This window comes from Mycobacterium novum, assembly GCF_010726505.1.
GTDB lineage: Bacteria > Actinomycetota > Actinomycetes > Mycobacteriales > Mycobacteriaceae > Mycobacterium > Mycobacterium algericum.
The window spans coordinates 2,901,284-2,914,173 of sequence record NZ_AP022562.1 but is presented as its reverse complement, the minus strand read 5'-3'; the positions used below and the strand labels follow the sequence as shown (position 1 = coordinate 2,914,173).

At 67.4% G+C, this 12,890-nt stretch carries 12 protein-coding genes; 7 read left to right on the top strand and 5 right to left on the bottom strand.

Annotation, left to right across the window (positions count from 1 at the left end; translation table 11 throughout):
• Positions 1-810 (bottom strand): NAD(P)-dependent oxidoreductase, encoded by an 810-nt coding sequence (locus tag G6N19_RS13445; protein WP_193465105.1) that lies wholly within the window; start codon positions 808-810, stop codon positions 1-3.
• 147 nt (positions 811-957) lie between these two features.
• Here G6N19_RS13445 and G6N19_RS13440 point away from each other — a divergent pair, with 147 nt between their 5' ends.
• The 3 genes from G6N19_RS13440 to G6N19_RS13430 all read left to right on the top strand — a co-directional run bounded on the left by G6N19_RS13440 (position 958) and on the right by G6N19_RS13430 (position 4,323).
• Positions 958-1,743 (top strand): SDR family oxidoreductase, encoded by a 786-nt coding sequence (locus G6N19_RS13440; RefSeq protein WP_193465104.1) that lies wholly within the window; start codon positions 958-960, stop codon positions 1,741-1,743.
• Positions 1,744-1,757: 14 nt separating this feature from the next.
• Positions 1,758-3,038, top strand: a complete 1,281-nt coding sequence (locus tag G6N19_RS13435; RefSeq protein ID WP_193465103.1) for a cytochrome P450 — start codon at positions 1,758-1,760, stop codon at positions 3,036-3,038.
• Positions 3,039-3,111: 73 nt separating this feature from the next.
• The gene (locus G6N19_RS13430) at positions 3,112-4,323 is read left to right on the top strand and encodes a cytochrome P450 (RefSeq protein WP_013830289.1); all 1,212 of its coding nucleotides are present in this window, start codon (positions 3,112-3,114) and stop codon (positions 4,321-4,323) included.
• Between the two features lie 83 nt (positions 4,324-4,406).
• Here the strand turns inward: G6N19_RS13430 and G6N19_RS13425 are convergent, their stop codons facing one another.
• The gene (locus G6N19_RS13425) at positions 4,407-5,963 is read right to left on the bottom strand and encodes an aldehyde dehydrogenase family protein (protein WP_193465102.1); all 1,557 of its coding nucleotides are present in this window, start codon (positions 5,961-5,963) and stop codon (positions 4,407-4,409) included.
• Positions 5,964-6,020: 57 nt separating this feature from the next.
• Between G6N19_RS13425 and G6N19_RS13420 the strand changes: the two genes are divergently transcribed.
• Positions 6,021-7,235 carry a CaiB/BaiF CoA transferase family protein gene (locus G6N19_RS13420; protein ID WP_193466393.1) on the top strand — a complete coding sequence of 405 codons (1,215 nt, stop codon included), beginning with the start codon at positions 6,021-6,023 and terminating at the stop codon, positions 7,233-7,235.
• Here G6N19_RS13420 and G6N19_RS13415 read toward each other — a convergent pair.
• A complete protein-coding gene (locus G6N19_RS13415) occupies positions 7,232-8,029 on the bottom strand; it encodes a thioesterase family protein (protein WP_193465101.1) in 798 nt (265 codons plus the stop codon). The genes G6N19_RS13420 and G6N19_RS13415 overlap by 4 nt on opposite strands.
• The gene (locus G6N19_RS13410) at positions 8,026-9,042 is read right to left on the bottom strand and encodes an NAD-dependent epimerase/dehydratase family protein (RefSeq protein WP_041318678.1); all 1,017 of its coding nucleotides are present in this window, start codon (positions 9,040-9,042) and stop codon (positions 8,026-8,028) included. The genes G6N19_RS13415 and G6N19_RS13410 overlap by 4 nt, the downstream gene beginning before the upstream one ends.
• Positions 9,043-9,125: 83 nt before the next feature.
• On the opposite strand from G6N19_RS13410, the gene G6N19_RS13405 reads away from it, so the two are divergent.
• The 3 genes from G6N19_RS13405 (at position 9,126) to G6N19_RS13395 (ending at position 12,008) form a co-directional block, all read left to right on the top strand.
• On the top strand, positions 9,126-9,551 hold the full coding sequence (locus tag G6N19_RS13405) for a Zn-ribbon domain-containing OB-fold protein (protein ID WP_013830294.1): 426 nt from the start codon (positions 9,126-9,128) through the stop codon (positions 9,549-9,551).
• The gene (locus G6N19_RS13400; protein ID WP_013830295.1) at positions 9,548-10,693 is read left to right on the top strand and encodes a thiolase family protein; all 1,146 of its coding nucleotides are present in this window, start codon (positions 9,548-9,550) and stop codon (positions 10,691-10,693) included. The genes G6N19_RS13405 and G6N19_RS13400 overlap by 4 nt, the downstream gene beginning before the upstream one ends.
• Before the next feature lie 85 nt (positions 10,694-10,778).
• Positions 10,779-12,008 carry an amidohydrolase family protein gene (locus G6N19_RS13395; protein ID WP_193465100.1) on the top strand — a complete coding sequence of 410 codons (1,230 nt, stop codon included), beginning with the start codon at positions 10,779-10,781 and terminating at the stop codon, positions 12,006-12,008.
• Between the two features lie 72 nt (positions 12,009-12,080).
• Here G6N19_RS13395 and G6N19_RS13390 read toward each other — a convergent pair whose 3' ends face one another.
• A complete protein-coding gene (locus tag G6N19_RS13390) occupies positions 12,081-12,854 on the bottom strand; it encodes an SDR family NAD(P)-dependent oxidoreductase (RefSeq protein WP_013830297.1) in 774 nt (257 codons plus the stop codon).
• Positions 12,855-12,890 lie beyond the last annotated feature (36 nt).

The window sequence follows — 12,890 nt, the reverse complement described above, 5'->3', positions numbered from 1 at the left end:
TCACGACAGGTCCAGCGGCCCGGTTTCGGCCACGGTACGCAGCTGCCCGAGCTCGACACCGCGGTCCGCGGCGGCCTCGATGCACGCTGCCACGTCTTTGCGCATAAAGGGCGCAACGACTTTGCCAAAGTCCTCCACGCCCCCGGCCGACTGCACGTATCCCGCAGCCCGGCTGCCGCCGCTGCAGTGTTCCAGCGCTGCGAACAGGCTGGTTTCGGGCACCCCGAGGTTCTTCGCCAATTCGACGGCGGCCGCCACGAGTTGGGCGTTGGAGGCGAACAGCACATTGTTGATCAGTTTGAGGTTCAAGGCGGTGCCCAGAGCACCGGTGGTGATCACCGGGTCGGCGTAGGCGGCCAGCACCGGCTGGGCGCGAGCCACCGCGTCGCCGGGGCCACCGAGCAGGACCGTCAGCTTCCCGGCGGCGATGTCGTGGGCGCCGCCGCTGACCGGTGCGTCCGCCAGCACCGGCCCTGCGGGGAACTGCTCGAGCAGTCCGGTCAGAGTGCTCACCGTGCCGGTGGTGTGCGACACCACCACGGTGCCGGGCTTGACGTTGGCCAGCAGGCCGTCAGGACCAGCGGCGATCTCGAGCAGTTGGGCGTCGGAGAACAGGCAGCTGATCACGAGGTCGGATTCGCGACCGACCGCGGCGACCGATTCCACCGGCACCGCACCGGCCGCCGCCAGGCGCTCGCGCACATCGGGCCGGCGTGCATACACCTGCACGCGGTGGCCGGCATCGAGCAGGCGCAGCACCATCGGCTCGCCCATCTTGCCTGCGCCGATGAACCCGATGGTGTCGGTCATGTTCGGCTCCTCCTGCGTCGTGCGCCGCCCCTGCCGGGAGTTCAGCGGGTGGTCCGGAGGGCCAACCGTAGCATTGTCGGGAGCCCCCGAGTTCGTTACAGTCGAGCTTACTGTCGACATTTCGGGTTCACCAGAAAGCTGGCGAGAATGAGCAACGCTCAGCGCAGGGTGGTGGTCGTCGGCGCCGGATCGGGGATCGGCGCGGCGACGGCCGCGCACTTTCACCAGCGTGGCGATTTCGTGCTCGCCGTCGACGTGCGCCCACAGCAGACCCCGGCGTCGCAGCACGCCTGCTGCGACTTACGCGATGCCGGCGCCATCGCCGAGTTCACCGGCGGGATCGGCGACGGCTGGGACCTGCTGGCCCACGTCGCCGGGGTACCCGGGACCGCATCGGCCGCGGACGTGTTGACCATCAATTACTTGGGCATGCGCCTGATGATCGAGGCCATGCTGCCGCGGCTGCGCCCCGGCGGCGCGGTGGTCGCGGTGGCCTCGACGGCCGCGCTGGGCTGGGAGCAGCGTATCGAGACGCTCAACGGGCTGCTCGACGCGACCGATGCCGAGTCGGTGCTGCGCTGGCAGGCCGGCCAGGATCCGGCGTTCCCGGTGTACACCTCCTCCAAGCAGGCGATGATCCTGTACGCCAAGCGATTGGCCGCGACCGCGCACGCCAAGTACGGGGTGCGGATCAACACCGTCAGCCCGGGCCCGGTCGAGACCCCGATCCTGGCCGACTTCGAGCAGTCGATGGGCAAAGAAGTGCTCGACACCGTGCGCGACACCGTCGGCCGGCACGGCGTCGTCGACGACATCGTGCCGCTGATCGACTTCCTCGGCTCGCCGCAGGCCGGCTGGATAACCGGTCAGGACATCGCCGTCGACGGCGGCTTCATCACCGCGATCACCGCCGGCACCCCCATCACCGTCTGAGCCGAGAGGACGACATGACCCTGAGTTCACCTGCCAGCCCGCCCACTTCGCCGCGCCCCTACCACCGGCTCGATATCTCGGATCCAGCCTTCTGGGGCAATGACTTTCGCTCCCGCGATGAGAGTTTCGCGATGTTGCGCGGCGAACCGGGGCTGAGCTGGCACCGGCCGATACCGGCCGTATTCCCCCACGAAGAGGCCGGCTACTGGGCGGCGACCCGGCACGCCGACGTCAAGTTCGTCAGCCAGCACGAGGAGCTGTTCTGTTCCAGTGAAGGGGTCAGCGTCGATCCGATGCCGGCCGAGATCCAGCGCAACATGACGTTCTTCCTGGCGATGGACCCACCGGAGCACACCCGCTACCGCAAGCTGATCAGCTCGGGCTTCACCCCGCGGCAGGTCCGCCGCATCGAGGAGCAGATCAAGACCAACGCCCGCCGCATCGTCGACGACCTGCTCGAGCAGCTGCACACCGGCAACCAGATCGACTTCGTCGCAAGCTGTTCGGGCCAGCTGCCGATGCGCACCGTCTCCGACATGATCGGTATCGATCCCGCCGATCAGCAGAAGGTCGCCTACGCCGCCGAATGTCTGTTCAGCGGCAGCGACGACGAGTACGCCTCGCTGGAGGAGCGGGCCGTGCATGTCATGACGCAGCTGGGTGTGCTGGCCGGTTCCGGCGTCGAGTTGGCGCAGCGCCGTCGCGCCGAGCCGCACGATGACCTGATGACCGAACTGGTCAACGCCGAGGTCGACGGCCACCGGCTCACCGACGAAGAACTCGGCTCCTTCATGGTGCTGCTCGGATCGGCGGGCAACGACACCACCAAACAGACCACCACGCACGCGTTCAAGGCGTTGATCGATCACCCCGAACAGCGCGCCTGGCTGTTGGCCGACTTCGACAACCGGATCGGCGGGGCGGTCGAGGAATTCGTGCGCTGGTCGACACCGGTGCTCGCGTTCGCCCGTCACGCCGTGGTCGACACCGAAGTCGCGGGGACCGAGATCAAGGCCGGCGAGAAGATTGCACTGTTCTACTGCTCGGCCAACCGCGACGAGGCGGTGTTCGACCGGCCGCACGAGTTCGACATCACCCGTGATTCCAACCCGCACCTGGGATTCGGCGGCGGCGGCGCGCACTACTGTCTGGGCACCCACGTCGCCCGGATGCAGTTGCGCCACCTGTTCTACGAGCTGCTGACGCGGCTGCCCGAGGTCACGCTCGGCGAGCCGGAGTACCTGCAGAGCACCTTCGTGCACGGCATCAAGCGGATGCCGGTCAGCCTGGCCTGAGGGTGGCGCAGGCATGTGTGATCATTTACTGTAATGCTTACAGTATTCTTCTCAGCCAGACGGGAGACCAGTCGTGGAGAGCCAGGTTGACGGCGCCGCCACCGCACTCGACAAGCCGACCGGCTTCATCCGGGACCCGTACCCGTACTTCGAGGCCAAGCGCCGCGAGGCGGGCATCTTCCCCGGAACGGTCATGGACTACTCCAAGACCCCGGAATCCCTGCGACCGAAGATGTCGTTCGCCGCTGTCTCTTTTGAAGCAGTCAACCAGGTGTTCCGCGAGGCGGAATCGTTCAACTCGCGCATCTACGACATGACGATCGGCCTGTTCCTGGGGCCCACCATCCTGGCGATGGAGGGCGAGCCGCACCGCAAGCACCGCAACCTGGTATCCTCGGCCTTCAAGCGGAAATCGTTGGTGCACTGGGAACCGGACGTGGTGCGGCCCGTCTGTAACGCCCTGATCGATGAGTTCATCGACACCGGCTCCGCCGATCTGGTGGCCGGTTTCACCTTCGAGTTCCCCACCCGGGTCATCTCCAAGCTGCTGGGCCTCCCCGAAGCGGACCTACCGTGGTTCCGGCAGCGAGCGATCGAGCTGATCAGCTACACCGTCGACCACGAGCGCGCATTCAGCGCGTCGGCGGCGTTGAAGGACTATTTCCTCGACCAGATGGACGAGCGCAAATCGCACCCGACCGCAGACATCATCGGCGATCTGGTCACTGCCGAGATCGACGGCGAGAAGTTGAGCGACGAGGCGATCTACTCGTTCCTGCGGCTACTGCTGCCGGCCGGGCTGGAGACCACCTACCGGGCCACCAGCAACCTGCTCTATCTGCTACTGACCCATCCCGAACAGTTCGCCGCCGTACGGGCCGACCACGACCTGATCGGCGCCGCCATCGAGGAAGGGCTGCGCTACGAAACCCCACTGACCACCGTGCAGCGCACCGCGATCCGCGACACCGAGGTCGCCGGAGTGGCGATCCCCGCCGGCGCCGTCGTCGATGTCTGCATCGGGTCCGCCAACCGGGACGAGACCCGGTGGGAGCGCTCGGAGGAGTTCGACATCTTCCGCAAATGGATTCCGCACATCACGTTCGCCGCCGGCGAGCACACCTGCATGGGTCTGCATCTGGCCCGCATGGAGATGCGCGTTGCGATGGAGTGCCTGCTGGACCGGCTCGGCGACATCGCCCTGGCGACCGACGACAACCCGCACATCTACGGTCAGCCGTTCCGCTCCCCGCGTGCGTTGCCGGTGACGTTCACCCCGAAGTAGCCGCCGACTGTGCGGTTTGGTACGCGACACACCGACGCTGGCCACCCAGACCGCACAGTCGATGATCCAACCGCGGGGTTTCCTTACGCCCCCCGCGGTCTGCGGTAGCCGATGGTCTTGGTCTCCAGATACTGCGAGAACCCCTCGATCCCGCACTGCCTACCCCAGCCGCTGCTCTTGTAGCCGCCGAACGGCGCGTCGGCGCCGTAGTACATGCCGCCGTTGACGCCGATGGCCCCGGTCCGCACCCGGCGGGCGACGGCCATGGCCCGCTCGCTCGACGCCGACACCACCGCGCCGGCCAGCCCGTAGGCGCTGTCGTTGGCGATCCGCACCGCCTCGTGGTCATCACCGAACGGCAGGATCACCAGCACCGGACCGAACACCTCCTGTTGGGCGATGGCCGCGCTGTTGTCGACGCCGACGATCACCGTCGGCCGCACGTAGTACCCACCCCCCAGTTCACCCGGCAGATCCGTGACGTCCCCACCACCGGTGGTGATCTCGGCGCCATCGCGGCGGGCTTGTGCAATCGCATCGAGCACCCGCTGCTGCTGCGCGGCGCTGATCAGCGGTCCCACCAGGGTCTGCGGCAGCGCCGGGTCACCGACCGTCACCGCCGCGAACGCCGCGGTGACCGCGGCGACCACCTCGTCGTAGAGCGAGGTGTGCACCAGCATCCGGGTGGTTGCCGCGCAGGCCTGTCCGGCGTGCACGCACACTCCGACCGCACCCGGGATCACCTTGGCCGGGTCGGCGTCGTCGAGCACGATCAGCGCCGACTTCCCGCCCAGTTCAAGGAAAGTGCGCTTCATGGTGTCGGCGCTCTGGCGTGCCAGCAGCTTGCCTACGGCGGTGGATCCGGTGAACGAGATCATGTCGACGCGGGGATCGGTTCCGAGCAAACCGGCCACCTCGTTGGATCCGGTGGGCACCACGTTGAGCACGCCTGCGGGAATGTCGGTGTGCTCGGCGACCAGCCGCCCCAGCCGGGTGGCGTTCCACGGCGTGTTCGGGTCGGGCTTGAGCACGACGGTGTTGCCGGCCGCCAGTGCCGGCCCCAGCTTGTTGAGGATCACCTCGATCGGGAAGTTGGACGGGGTGATGGCCGCCACCACTCCGACCGGCTCCTTGACCACGGTGCGCATATTGCGCTCGCCGAACAGCCCGCCACCCTGCAGCGGCCGCTCCCACTCGAACTCATCGATCAGCCGGGCGGGATAGCGCAATGCGTCGGCCAGCGGCCAATCCAGCTGTGCCAGTTGGGTCGTCATCACCGGACAGCCCACTTCGGCGATCAGCTCGGTGCGCAACTCCTCCTGTTCCGACTCCAGTGCGGACTGCAACTGCTGGAGGCATCGCTTGCGCAGTTCCCTGTTGATCGACCAGTCGGTGTCGTCGAACGCTCGGCGGGCCGCGCCGACGGCCCTGTCCATGTCGGCGGCATCGGCGGCCGCGGTGGTGCCCAGCACCCGCCCGGTGGCGGGGCTGATGTTGTCGAACTCCGCGCCTGAGGCCGCCCCGACCAGCTCACCGTCGATGAGCATCCGCGACTCGGCGGCTGTCGCGGCGCGTTTGCCGATCTCGACACTCGTGGCCCGGACCACGCCGGCGTCTTTCGGATGCCCAACCGTAACCATTACAGTAGAATACTCCAATTGGTCGGATGTCAGGAGCGTGCCGGGTTGATCAAGGTCATGGACGGCTTCCGGGTGCTGGAGGTCGCGCAGTTCACGTTCGTCCCGGCGGCCGGGGCGATCCTGGCCGACTGGGGCGCCGACGTCATCAAGGTCGAGCACCCGGTGCGCGGCGACACTCAGCGCGGATTCATCCGGATGGGCGGTTTCGAACTCGACCCCGACCGGCATCCGCTGATCGAGCATCCCAACCGCGGCAAGCGCAGCGTCGGCATCGATGTCTCGACCCCCGACGGGCAGCAGGTGCTCTATGAACTGGCCGCGACCGCAGACGTCTTCCTTACCAACTACCTTCCGCGGGCACGGCAGAAGAACCGGTTCGACGTCGAGCACATTCGTGCCGCGAACCCGAACATCATCTACGCGCGCGGCAGCGCGTACGGCGACAAGGGCCCGGAGCGTGACATCGGCGGCTTCGACGGCACCGCGTTCTGGACCCGCAGCGGAGTGGGCCACGCGCTGAGCCCAGAAGAACTGGGGGCGCCGCTGTCCCAGGGGATTCCCGCGTTCGGCGACTCGGTCGGCGGCATGAACATCGCCGGCGGTATCGCCGCCGCGCTGCTGCATCGGGAACGCACCGGGGAAGCTCTCGAAGTCGACGTCTCGCTGCTGTCCACCGCGTGGTGGGCGGCCGGCGCCAGCGTGACCCAGGGGATGGAGACCGGCGAAGCCATGCGAGCGCTGATGCCGCAATCCGGTGGCTCCCCAGCGAATCCGTTCCTGGGCAACTACACCACCTCCGACGGCGGCACCATCAACCTGTGCATCGTCAGCCCGACCGGATACATTCGGGACACCTTCGAGCACCTCGGCATTCCCGAAGCCGCCGACGACCACCGTTTCTCCGACGTGCTGCCGCTGATGGAGAACGCCGATGCGGCCAGTGAGTTGATCGTCGCCGCGATCGGCGCGAAGCCTTTCGAATACTGGCGTCAGCACCTCAAGACCATGAAGGGCCAGTGGGCGCCATTCCAGAGCCTGGTGGACCTGGGCTCCGACGAGCAGGCGATCGCCAACGACATGATCGTCGAGGTCGACGCGGGCGATGGCGGGCCGGCGTTCAAAGTCGTCCGTGGCCCGGTGCAGTTCAACCACGAGCCGCTGGAGACCACTCGCGCCCCGCAGGCATCTGAGCACACCGAGACGGTGCTGATGGAACTCGGGATCGACTGGGACCGCATCGAAAAGCTGAAGGAGTCCGGCGCTATCGCCTAGCCTGCCGCGGGGCTCTCCCGGCTCGGATCGAAGTTGAAGTTCGCGATCGCGGTCGATACACCGTTGCCGATCGGGCCGCAGCGGTCCGACAGGGCGGCGCTTCCGGTCGCCACGCCCGCATCGCTGTAGTGGGTCAGCGCCGCCAGCCCGATGTAGGGGCCGACCGGCAACCTGCTCAGGGTCAGGGTGTAGTCGGCGTTGATGAACGCCAACCCCTTGGTGCTGAAATTCGTCAGCGACGCGGTGACGTCAACAGCCATCGCCGCCCGCACGAACGGGGTCAGTTCTTCGCCGTCGACCAGATCACGGACCTCGCGTATCCAGGCGTACCGCGGTCCCGAATGCTGCCACGGGAAGCGGCCGCCGTCGTTGTTGCCGTACGTCTGGATGAACATCGGCACCGATTCGTCGAAGCGCGCCGGTTCCTCCGGCACCGGCGGCATCGTGACCTCGGTGGTGAAGAACTCACCGCCGGGCTGAAGGCCGCGACGCAGATACAGCGCCGACGCGCGGGCGACCAGCTCGCCGCCCTGCGTCATCGCGGCGTCTATCGCGCGCATCCGCGAGCCCGCGCGCACCACCGACGCGGTGACCCGCAGCGGCTCACTGGCCACGCGGCGCAGAATCTCGACGGTCAGCCGCGCCGGCTGCAGGTCGTCGTCGGAGACGTGTTGCTCCACAGCGCGGGCCAGCAGCCCGCCGACCACCTGTCCGCCCAGCGTCGGCCCCCACCCGCCGTGCGCGATGGCGTTGGGCACGAAGCCGTCGTCACGCCGGACCACGAACGGGATCATGTCTTGCTCCGCTCCACGTAGAACCGTGCGGCACTGCGAATCGCACGCTCGGTCGGCTCGGGGTGCCAGCCCAGTTCGCGGGTGGCCTTGCTGTGATCGGCGGGCGACGTCAACGCCATCAGCCGGGCACCCGTTGCGGTGAACGCGAAGTCGCGGCGCAACAGCGCGCCCAGTGCCCCGACGACTTGCCCAGCGATATGCAACACCGCCATCGGTATGCCGAAGCGGGGCGGCGTTGCCCCGACCTCGTGAGCCGCGATGGTGAGCATCTCGCGCTGACTCATATACCGCTCGGAGATGATGTAGCGCTGGCCGATCCGCCCCCGTTCCGCGGCCAGGATCAGGCCTCTGGCGGCATCGTCGATGCCGACCACCTCCGATCCCACCCCCCGCGCGTAGGCCGGCATCTTGCCCAGCGCCGCGAGCTGGACGAGCATGCCCTGGCGCGGCTGCCAGTCGGGCGGGCCGTAGGGGTTGGACACGTTCGTGACGACGGCCGGCAGACCACGGTCGGCGGCGTAGGACAGCACCAGCCGCTCGGCCTCGCGGCGGGAGGCGATGTAGGCGCCGCCTTGGTCGGCCCAGTTGAACGGTGTCTCCTCGTCGACCGTTTCGCCGTTGCGCCCCACCGCGATGGTGCCGATGGTGCTCAGGAAGACGAACTTGTCGAGGTCGGCATTGGCAGCCACCTCCAGCACGTTGCGCAGCCCCTCGACGTTGGTGCGAAACAGCGGTGCCGGGTCACGGAGTTCCGCGCGGGTGTCGACAACGCAGTAATACACCACCTCGCGGTCTGCCATGGCGGCGGCGACGGCCTCGGTGTCGAAGATGTCACCGTAATGTCGCTGCACGTCGAGCCCGTCGATGCCCTTGGTGGAACTCGAACGACGCAGCAGCACCCGCACATCGTCGCCACGGGCGACCAGGTGCCGGGTGACGCAGGCGCCGACATTGCCGCTGGCGCCCATGACGAGGATGCGACGCCGTTTCGCCGATTCGTTGTTCGCCGTCATCGCCTCAAACCCCACTGTTCAACTCGCGCTAGCGTACATTACTGTAAGCGTTACAGTTAATAAACCCGTTGCGCGGAGGATCCATGCAGAAGGCGCTAGCTCCCGATATCTCGACCTGGCCGGACGCGAGCCCGCAGCTGATCGGCAGCCGCTGCGCGGACTGCCAGGCCACGGTATTTCCGGCGCAGCCGCGCTGCCCGAGCTGCAGCGGTGACCAGATGACACAGCAGCTGCTCCCCCGCAACGGAACCCTGGTGGCCTGGACCACCCAGGGCTTCCCGCCCGGCCCACCGTATCTAGGCCCGACGGGGAAGGACTTCGTCCCGTTCGGAGTCGGCCTGGTGCAGCTCGGGGATGCCGTGCGGGTGGAAGGCCGGCTCACCGAGAACGACCCCGAGAAGCTGGAGTTCGACATGCCGGTGGAGCTGACCATGGTGCCGTTCGCCACCGACGCCGACGGCACCGAGATCATCACGTTCGCCTTCCGGCCGATGGAGCAGGGCGCATGAACGACGTCGCCATCATCGGGGTCGGCCTGCACCCGTTCGGCCGCTTCGAAGGCAAGTCCGCGATGCAGATGGGGGTGGATGCCATCTTCGCCGCGGTCGCCGACGCGGGCGTGGCATGGTCGGACATCGGCGCCGCGACCGGCGGCAGCTGGACGGTGGCCAACCCGGATGCGATCGTCGGCATGGTCGGGCTGTCGGGTATCCCGTTCACCAACGTGTTCAACGCCTGCGCCACGGCGGCCAGCGCCGCCAAGGTCTGCGCGGACGGTATCCGGCTGGGCGACTACGACATCGGTATCGCCGTCGGCCTGGACAAGCATCCCCGCGGGGCGTTCACCGAGGACCCAGCGCTGGTCGGGATGCCACGCTGGTACGCCGAGAACGGCCAGTACCTGACCACCCAGTTCTTCGGCATGAAGGCCAACCGGTATCTGCATGATCACGGTATCTCCCAACAGACATTGGCCAAGGTCGCCGCCAAGAACTTCCGCAACGGGGCGCTGAACCCGAATGCGTTCCGCCGCAAGCCGATCTCTGAGGAGGAGATTCTCGGCTCGACGATGCTGAACTACCCACTGACGCAGTACATGTTCTGCGCACCGGATGAGGGTGCGGCGGCGGTGGTGATGTGCCGCGCGGACATCGCTCACCGCTACACCGACAAGCCGGTCTACCTACGCGCGGTGGAGGTGCGCACCCGCCGCTACGGCGCCTACGAGGTCAACACCACCTTCGCCCCGGTCACCGAGGATGTGGCGCCCACGGTGTACGCCGCTCGCGCCGCGTTCGAGAAGGCCGGGGTGTCGCCCCAGGACGTCGACGTCATCCAGTTGCAGGACACCGACGCCGGCGCCGAGGTCATCCACATGGCCGAATGCGGTTTCTGCGCCGACGGCGACCAGGAGAAGCTACTCGCCGACGGTGCCACCGAGATCGGCGGCTCGCTGCCGGTCAACACCGACGGCGGGCTGATCGCCAACGGCGAGCCGATCGGCGCCTCCGGGCTGCGCCAGCTCCACGAGCTGGTGCGCCAACTGCGTGGCGAGGCCGGTGACCGCCAGGTGCCGGGCGAGCCCAAGGTGGGGTTCGCCCAGCTCTACGGGGCGCCGGGCACCGCCGCGGCCACCATCCTGACGACGTAATTACCGCGAGCAGACATGAAAGCCCCCAAAACACGCTGATTTTAGGGGGCTTTCGCGACTGCTCGCGGTGGGAAAGGAACCCGTCATGACCCAATTCCGCGACGCACCGATCTTCGATGCCGACCAGCACATGTACGAAACCCCCGAGGCACTGACCAAGTACCTGCCGGAGAAGTACTCCCGCGCAGTCCAATTCGCGCAGATCGGCCGCCAGACCCGGATCATCATCAACAACCGCGTCAGCGACTTCATCCCCAACCCGACGTTCGAGCGGGTCGCCGCGCCGGGTGCCCACGAGAAATTTTTCGCCGGCGAGAACACCGAGGGACTGACCCTGCGCGAGATGCAGGGACCCGCCATCGAGGCGCCTGCGGCCACCCGCAACCCCGCCGACCGGGTCGCCGAACTCGACCGCCAGGGGGTGGTGGAGGCGCTGAACTATCCGACGCTGGCCAGCCTGGTGGAACACTCCAGCGCCGACGACCCAGAGCTCACGCTGGCCATCATCCACGCGCTGAACCAGTGGATGGCCGAGCACTGGACCTACAACTACGACGGCCGGGTCTTCTCCACGCCGATCATCAACCTCTCCGAGGTCGACGGCGCCCAGCGCGAACTGGAGTACATCCTCGATCACGGCGCCGCTGTGGCGCTGATCAAACCCGGCCCGGTCAACGGCGTCCACGGCTGGCGCTCACCGGCACTGCCGGAGTTCGACCCGTTCTGGCGCGACGTGGAAGCCGCCGGCCTGCCCATCGTGCTGCACGCCAGCTTCCCGCCGCTCGACGACTATGTCGGCCGCTGGGAGCCGCCGTACACCCAGAATTTCATGGCGCAGAGCGCATTCCGGTGGATGGTGCTGGGCCATCGGGAGATCGCCGACATGATCACCGCGCTGATCTGCCACGGCACCCTGACCCGCTTCCCCAAGCTGCGCATCGCCAGCGTCGAGAACGGCAGCTCCTGGATCGCCCCGTTGTTCCACGACTTCGCCGACCTGTACAAGAAGATGCCGCAGAACTTCCCCGAACACCCCCACGAGGTGTTCCGGCGCAACATCTGGGTGAGCCCGTTCTGGGAGGGCTGCATCTCCGACGTGGTGGACACCGTCGGCTGGGACAAGGTGCTGTTCGGGTCGGATTATCCGCATCCCGAGGGCCTGGCCGAACCGAAGGGATTCTGGCGCTACGCCGAGGGCATGGACGTCCGGCGCAGCTATGACTTCATGGGCGACAACGCCCGCCGGTTCATGGCCTTGCCGATCGCGAACCCGGACCCGGCCGCCACCAAGCCGCCGGTGCTCGCCGGCCCCTGAGCCGTCTTGAAACTGCAGTCAGGGCTGTGAATCCACGCAATTCACAGCCCTGACTGCAAAGTCAACGCAAGCTCACTTCGGCGCGAAGCGCTGGCCGGCATCGAGGCGGATGCACTGGCCGTTGAGCATCGGGTTCTCCACGATGGCCGCTGCCAGCTTGGCGTACTCCTCCGGGCGGCCCAGCCGCTTGGGGAACGCCGCGTCCTTGGTGAGCACCGCGGCGAACTCGTCCGGGATGCCCTGAGTCAGACCGGTGGCGAACAAACTGGGCGCGATCGCCAGCACCCGGATGCCGACGCCGCCCAGATCGCGGGCCATCGTCAGACACATCCCGGCGATCGCGGCCTTCGATGCGGTGTAGGCGATCTGCCCGATCTGGCCCTCGAACGCCGCGATCGACGACGTATTGATGATCACGCCGCGCTCGTCGTCCTCCGGCTCGTTGGTGCTCATGTGCCAGGCGGCCAACCGGCTCACGTTGAACGTACCGACGACGTTGAGATCTTGGGTGGACCGGAACGCCTCCAGATCGTGCGGCCCATCGCGTTTGATCGTTCGCTCACCGATACCGCCGCCCGCGGTGGTCCCGCCGGCCGTGGTCACCGCGATGTGCACACCGCCCAGCGCCTCGACGGCCTCGTTCAGCACCTTCTCGATCCCGGCGAAGTCGGTGACATCGGCCTCGAAGAACTGGCCGCCGAGCGCGTCGGCGACATCCTTGCCCTTGGACTGCGGCCGGTCCAGGATCGCTACCTTGGCCCCGCGCTTGGCCAACAGCTCCGCTGTCGCCTTGCCGAACCCCGATGCGCCACCGACGATGATCGCGCCTTTGCCTTCGATCTCCACGAACACTCCCCTTCTCGGTTTACGAGCACCCGGGAC

What these genes read in the sequence shown, in the direction of transcription:
- G6N19_RS13440 (WP_193465104.1), top strand. Translation starts at nt 958, where the DNA reads ATGAGCAACGCTCAGCGCAGGGTGGTGGTCGTCGGCGCCGGATCGGGG.
- G6N19_RS13420 (WP_193466393.1), top strand. Translation starts at nt 6,021, where the DNA reads ATGGACGGCTTCCGGGTGCTGGAGGTCGCGCAGTTCACGTTCGTCCCG.
- G6N19_RS13435 (WP_193465103.1), top strand. Translation starts at nt 1,758, where the DNA reads ATGACCCTGAGTTCACCTGCCAGCCCGCCCACTTCGCCGCGCCCCTAC.
- G6N19_RS13405 (WP_013830294.1), top strand. Translation starts at nt 9,126, where the DNA reads ATGCAGAAGGCGCTAGCTCCCGATATCTCGACCTGGCCGGACGCGAGC.
- G6N19_RS13395 (WP_193465100.1), top strand. Translation starts at nt 10,779, where the DNA reads ATGACCCAATTCCGCGACGCACCGATCTTCGATGCCGACCAGCACATG.
- G6N19_RS13415 (WP_193465101.1), bottom strand. Translation starts at nt 8,029, where the DNA reads ATGATCCCGTTCGTGGTCCGGCGTGACGACGGCTTCGTGCCCAACGCC.
- G6N19_RS13425 (WP_193465102.1), bottom strand. Translation starts at nt 5,963, where the DNA reads ATGGTTACGGTTGGGCATCCGAAAGACGCCGGCGTGGTCCGGGCCACG.
- G6N19_RS13445 (WP_193465105.1), bottom strand. Translation starts at nt 810, where the DNA reads ATGACCGACACCATCGGGTTCATCGGCGCAGGCAAGATGGGCGAGCCG.
- G6N19_RS13400 (WP_013830295.1), top strand. Translation starts at nt 9,548, where the DNA reads ATGAACGACGTCGCCATCATCGGGGTCGGCCTGCACCCGTTCGGCCGC.
- G6N19_RS13410 (WP_041318678.1), bottom strand. Translation starts at nt 9,042, where the DNA reads ATGACGGCGAACAACGAATCGGCGAAACGGCGTCGCATCCTCGTCATG.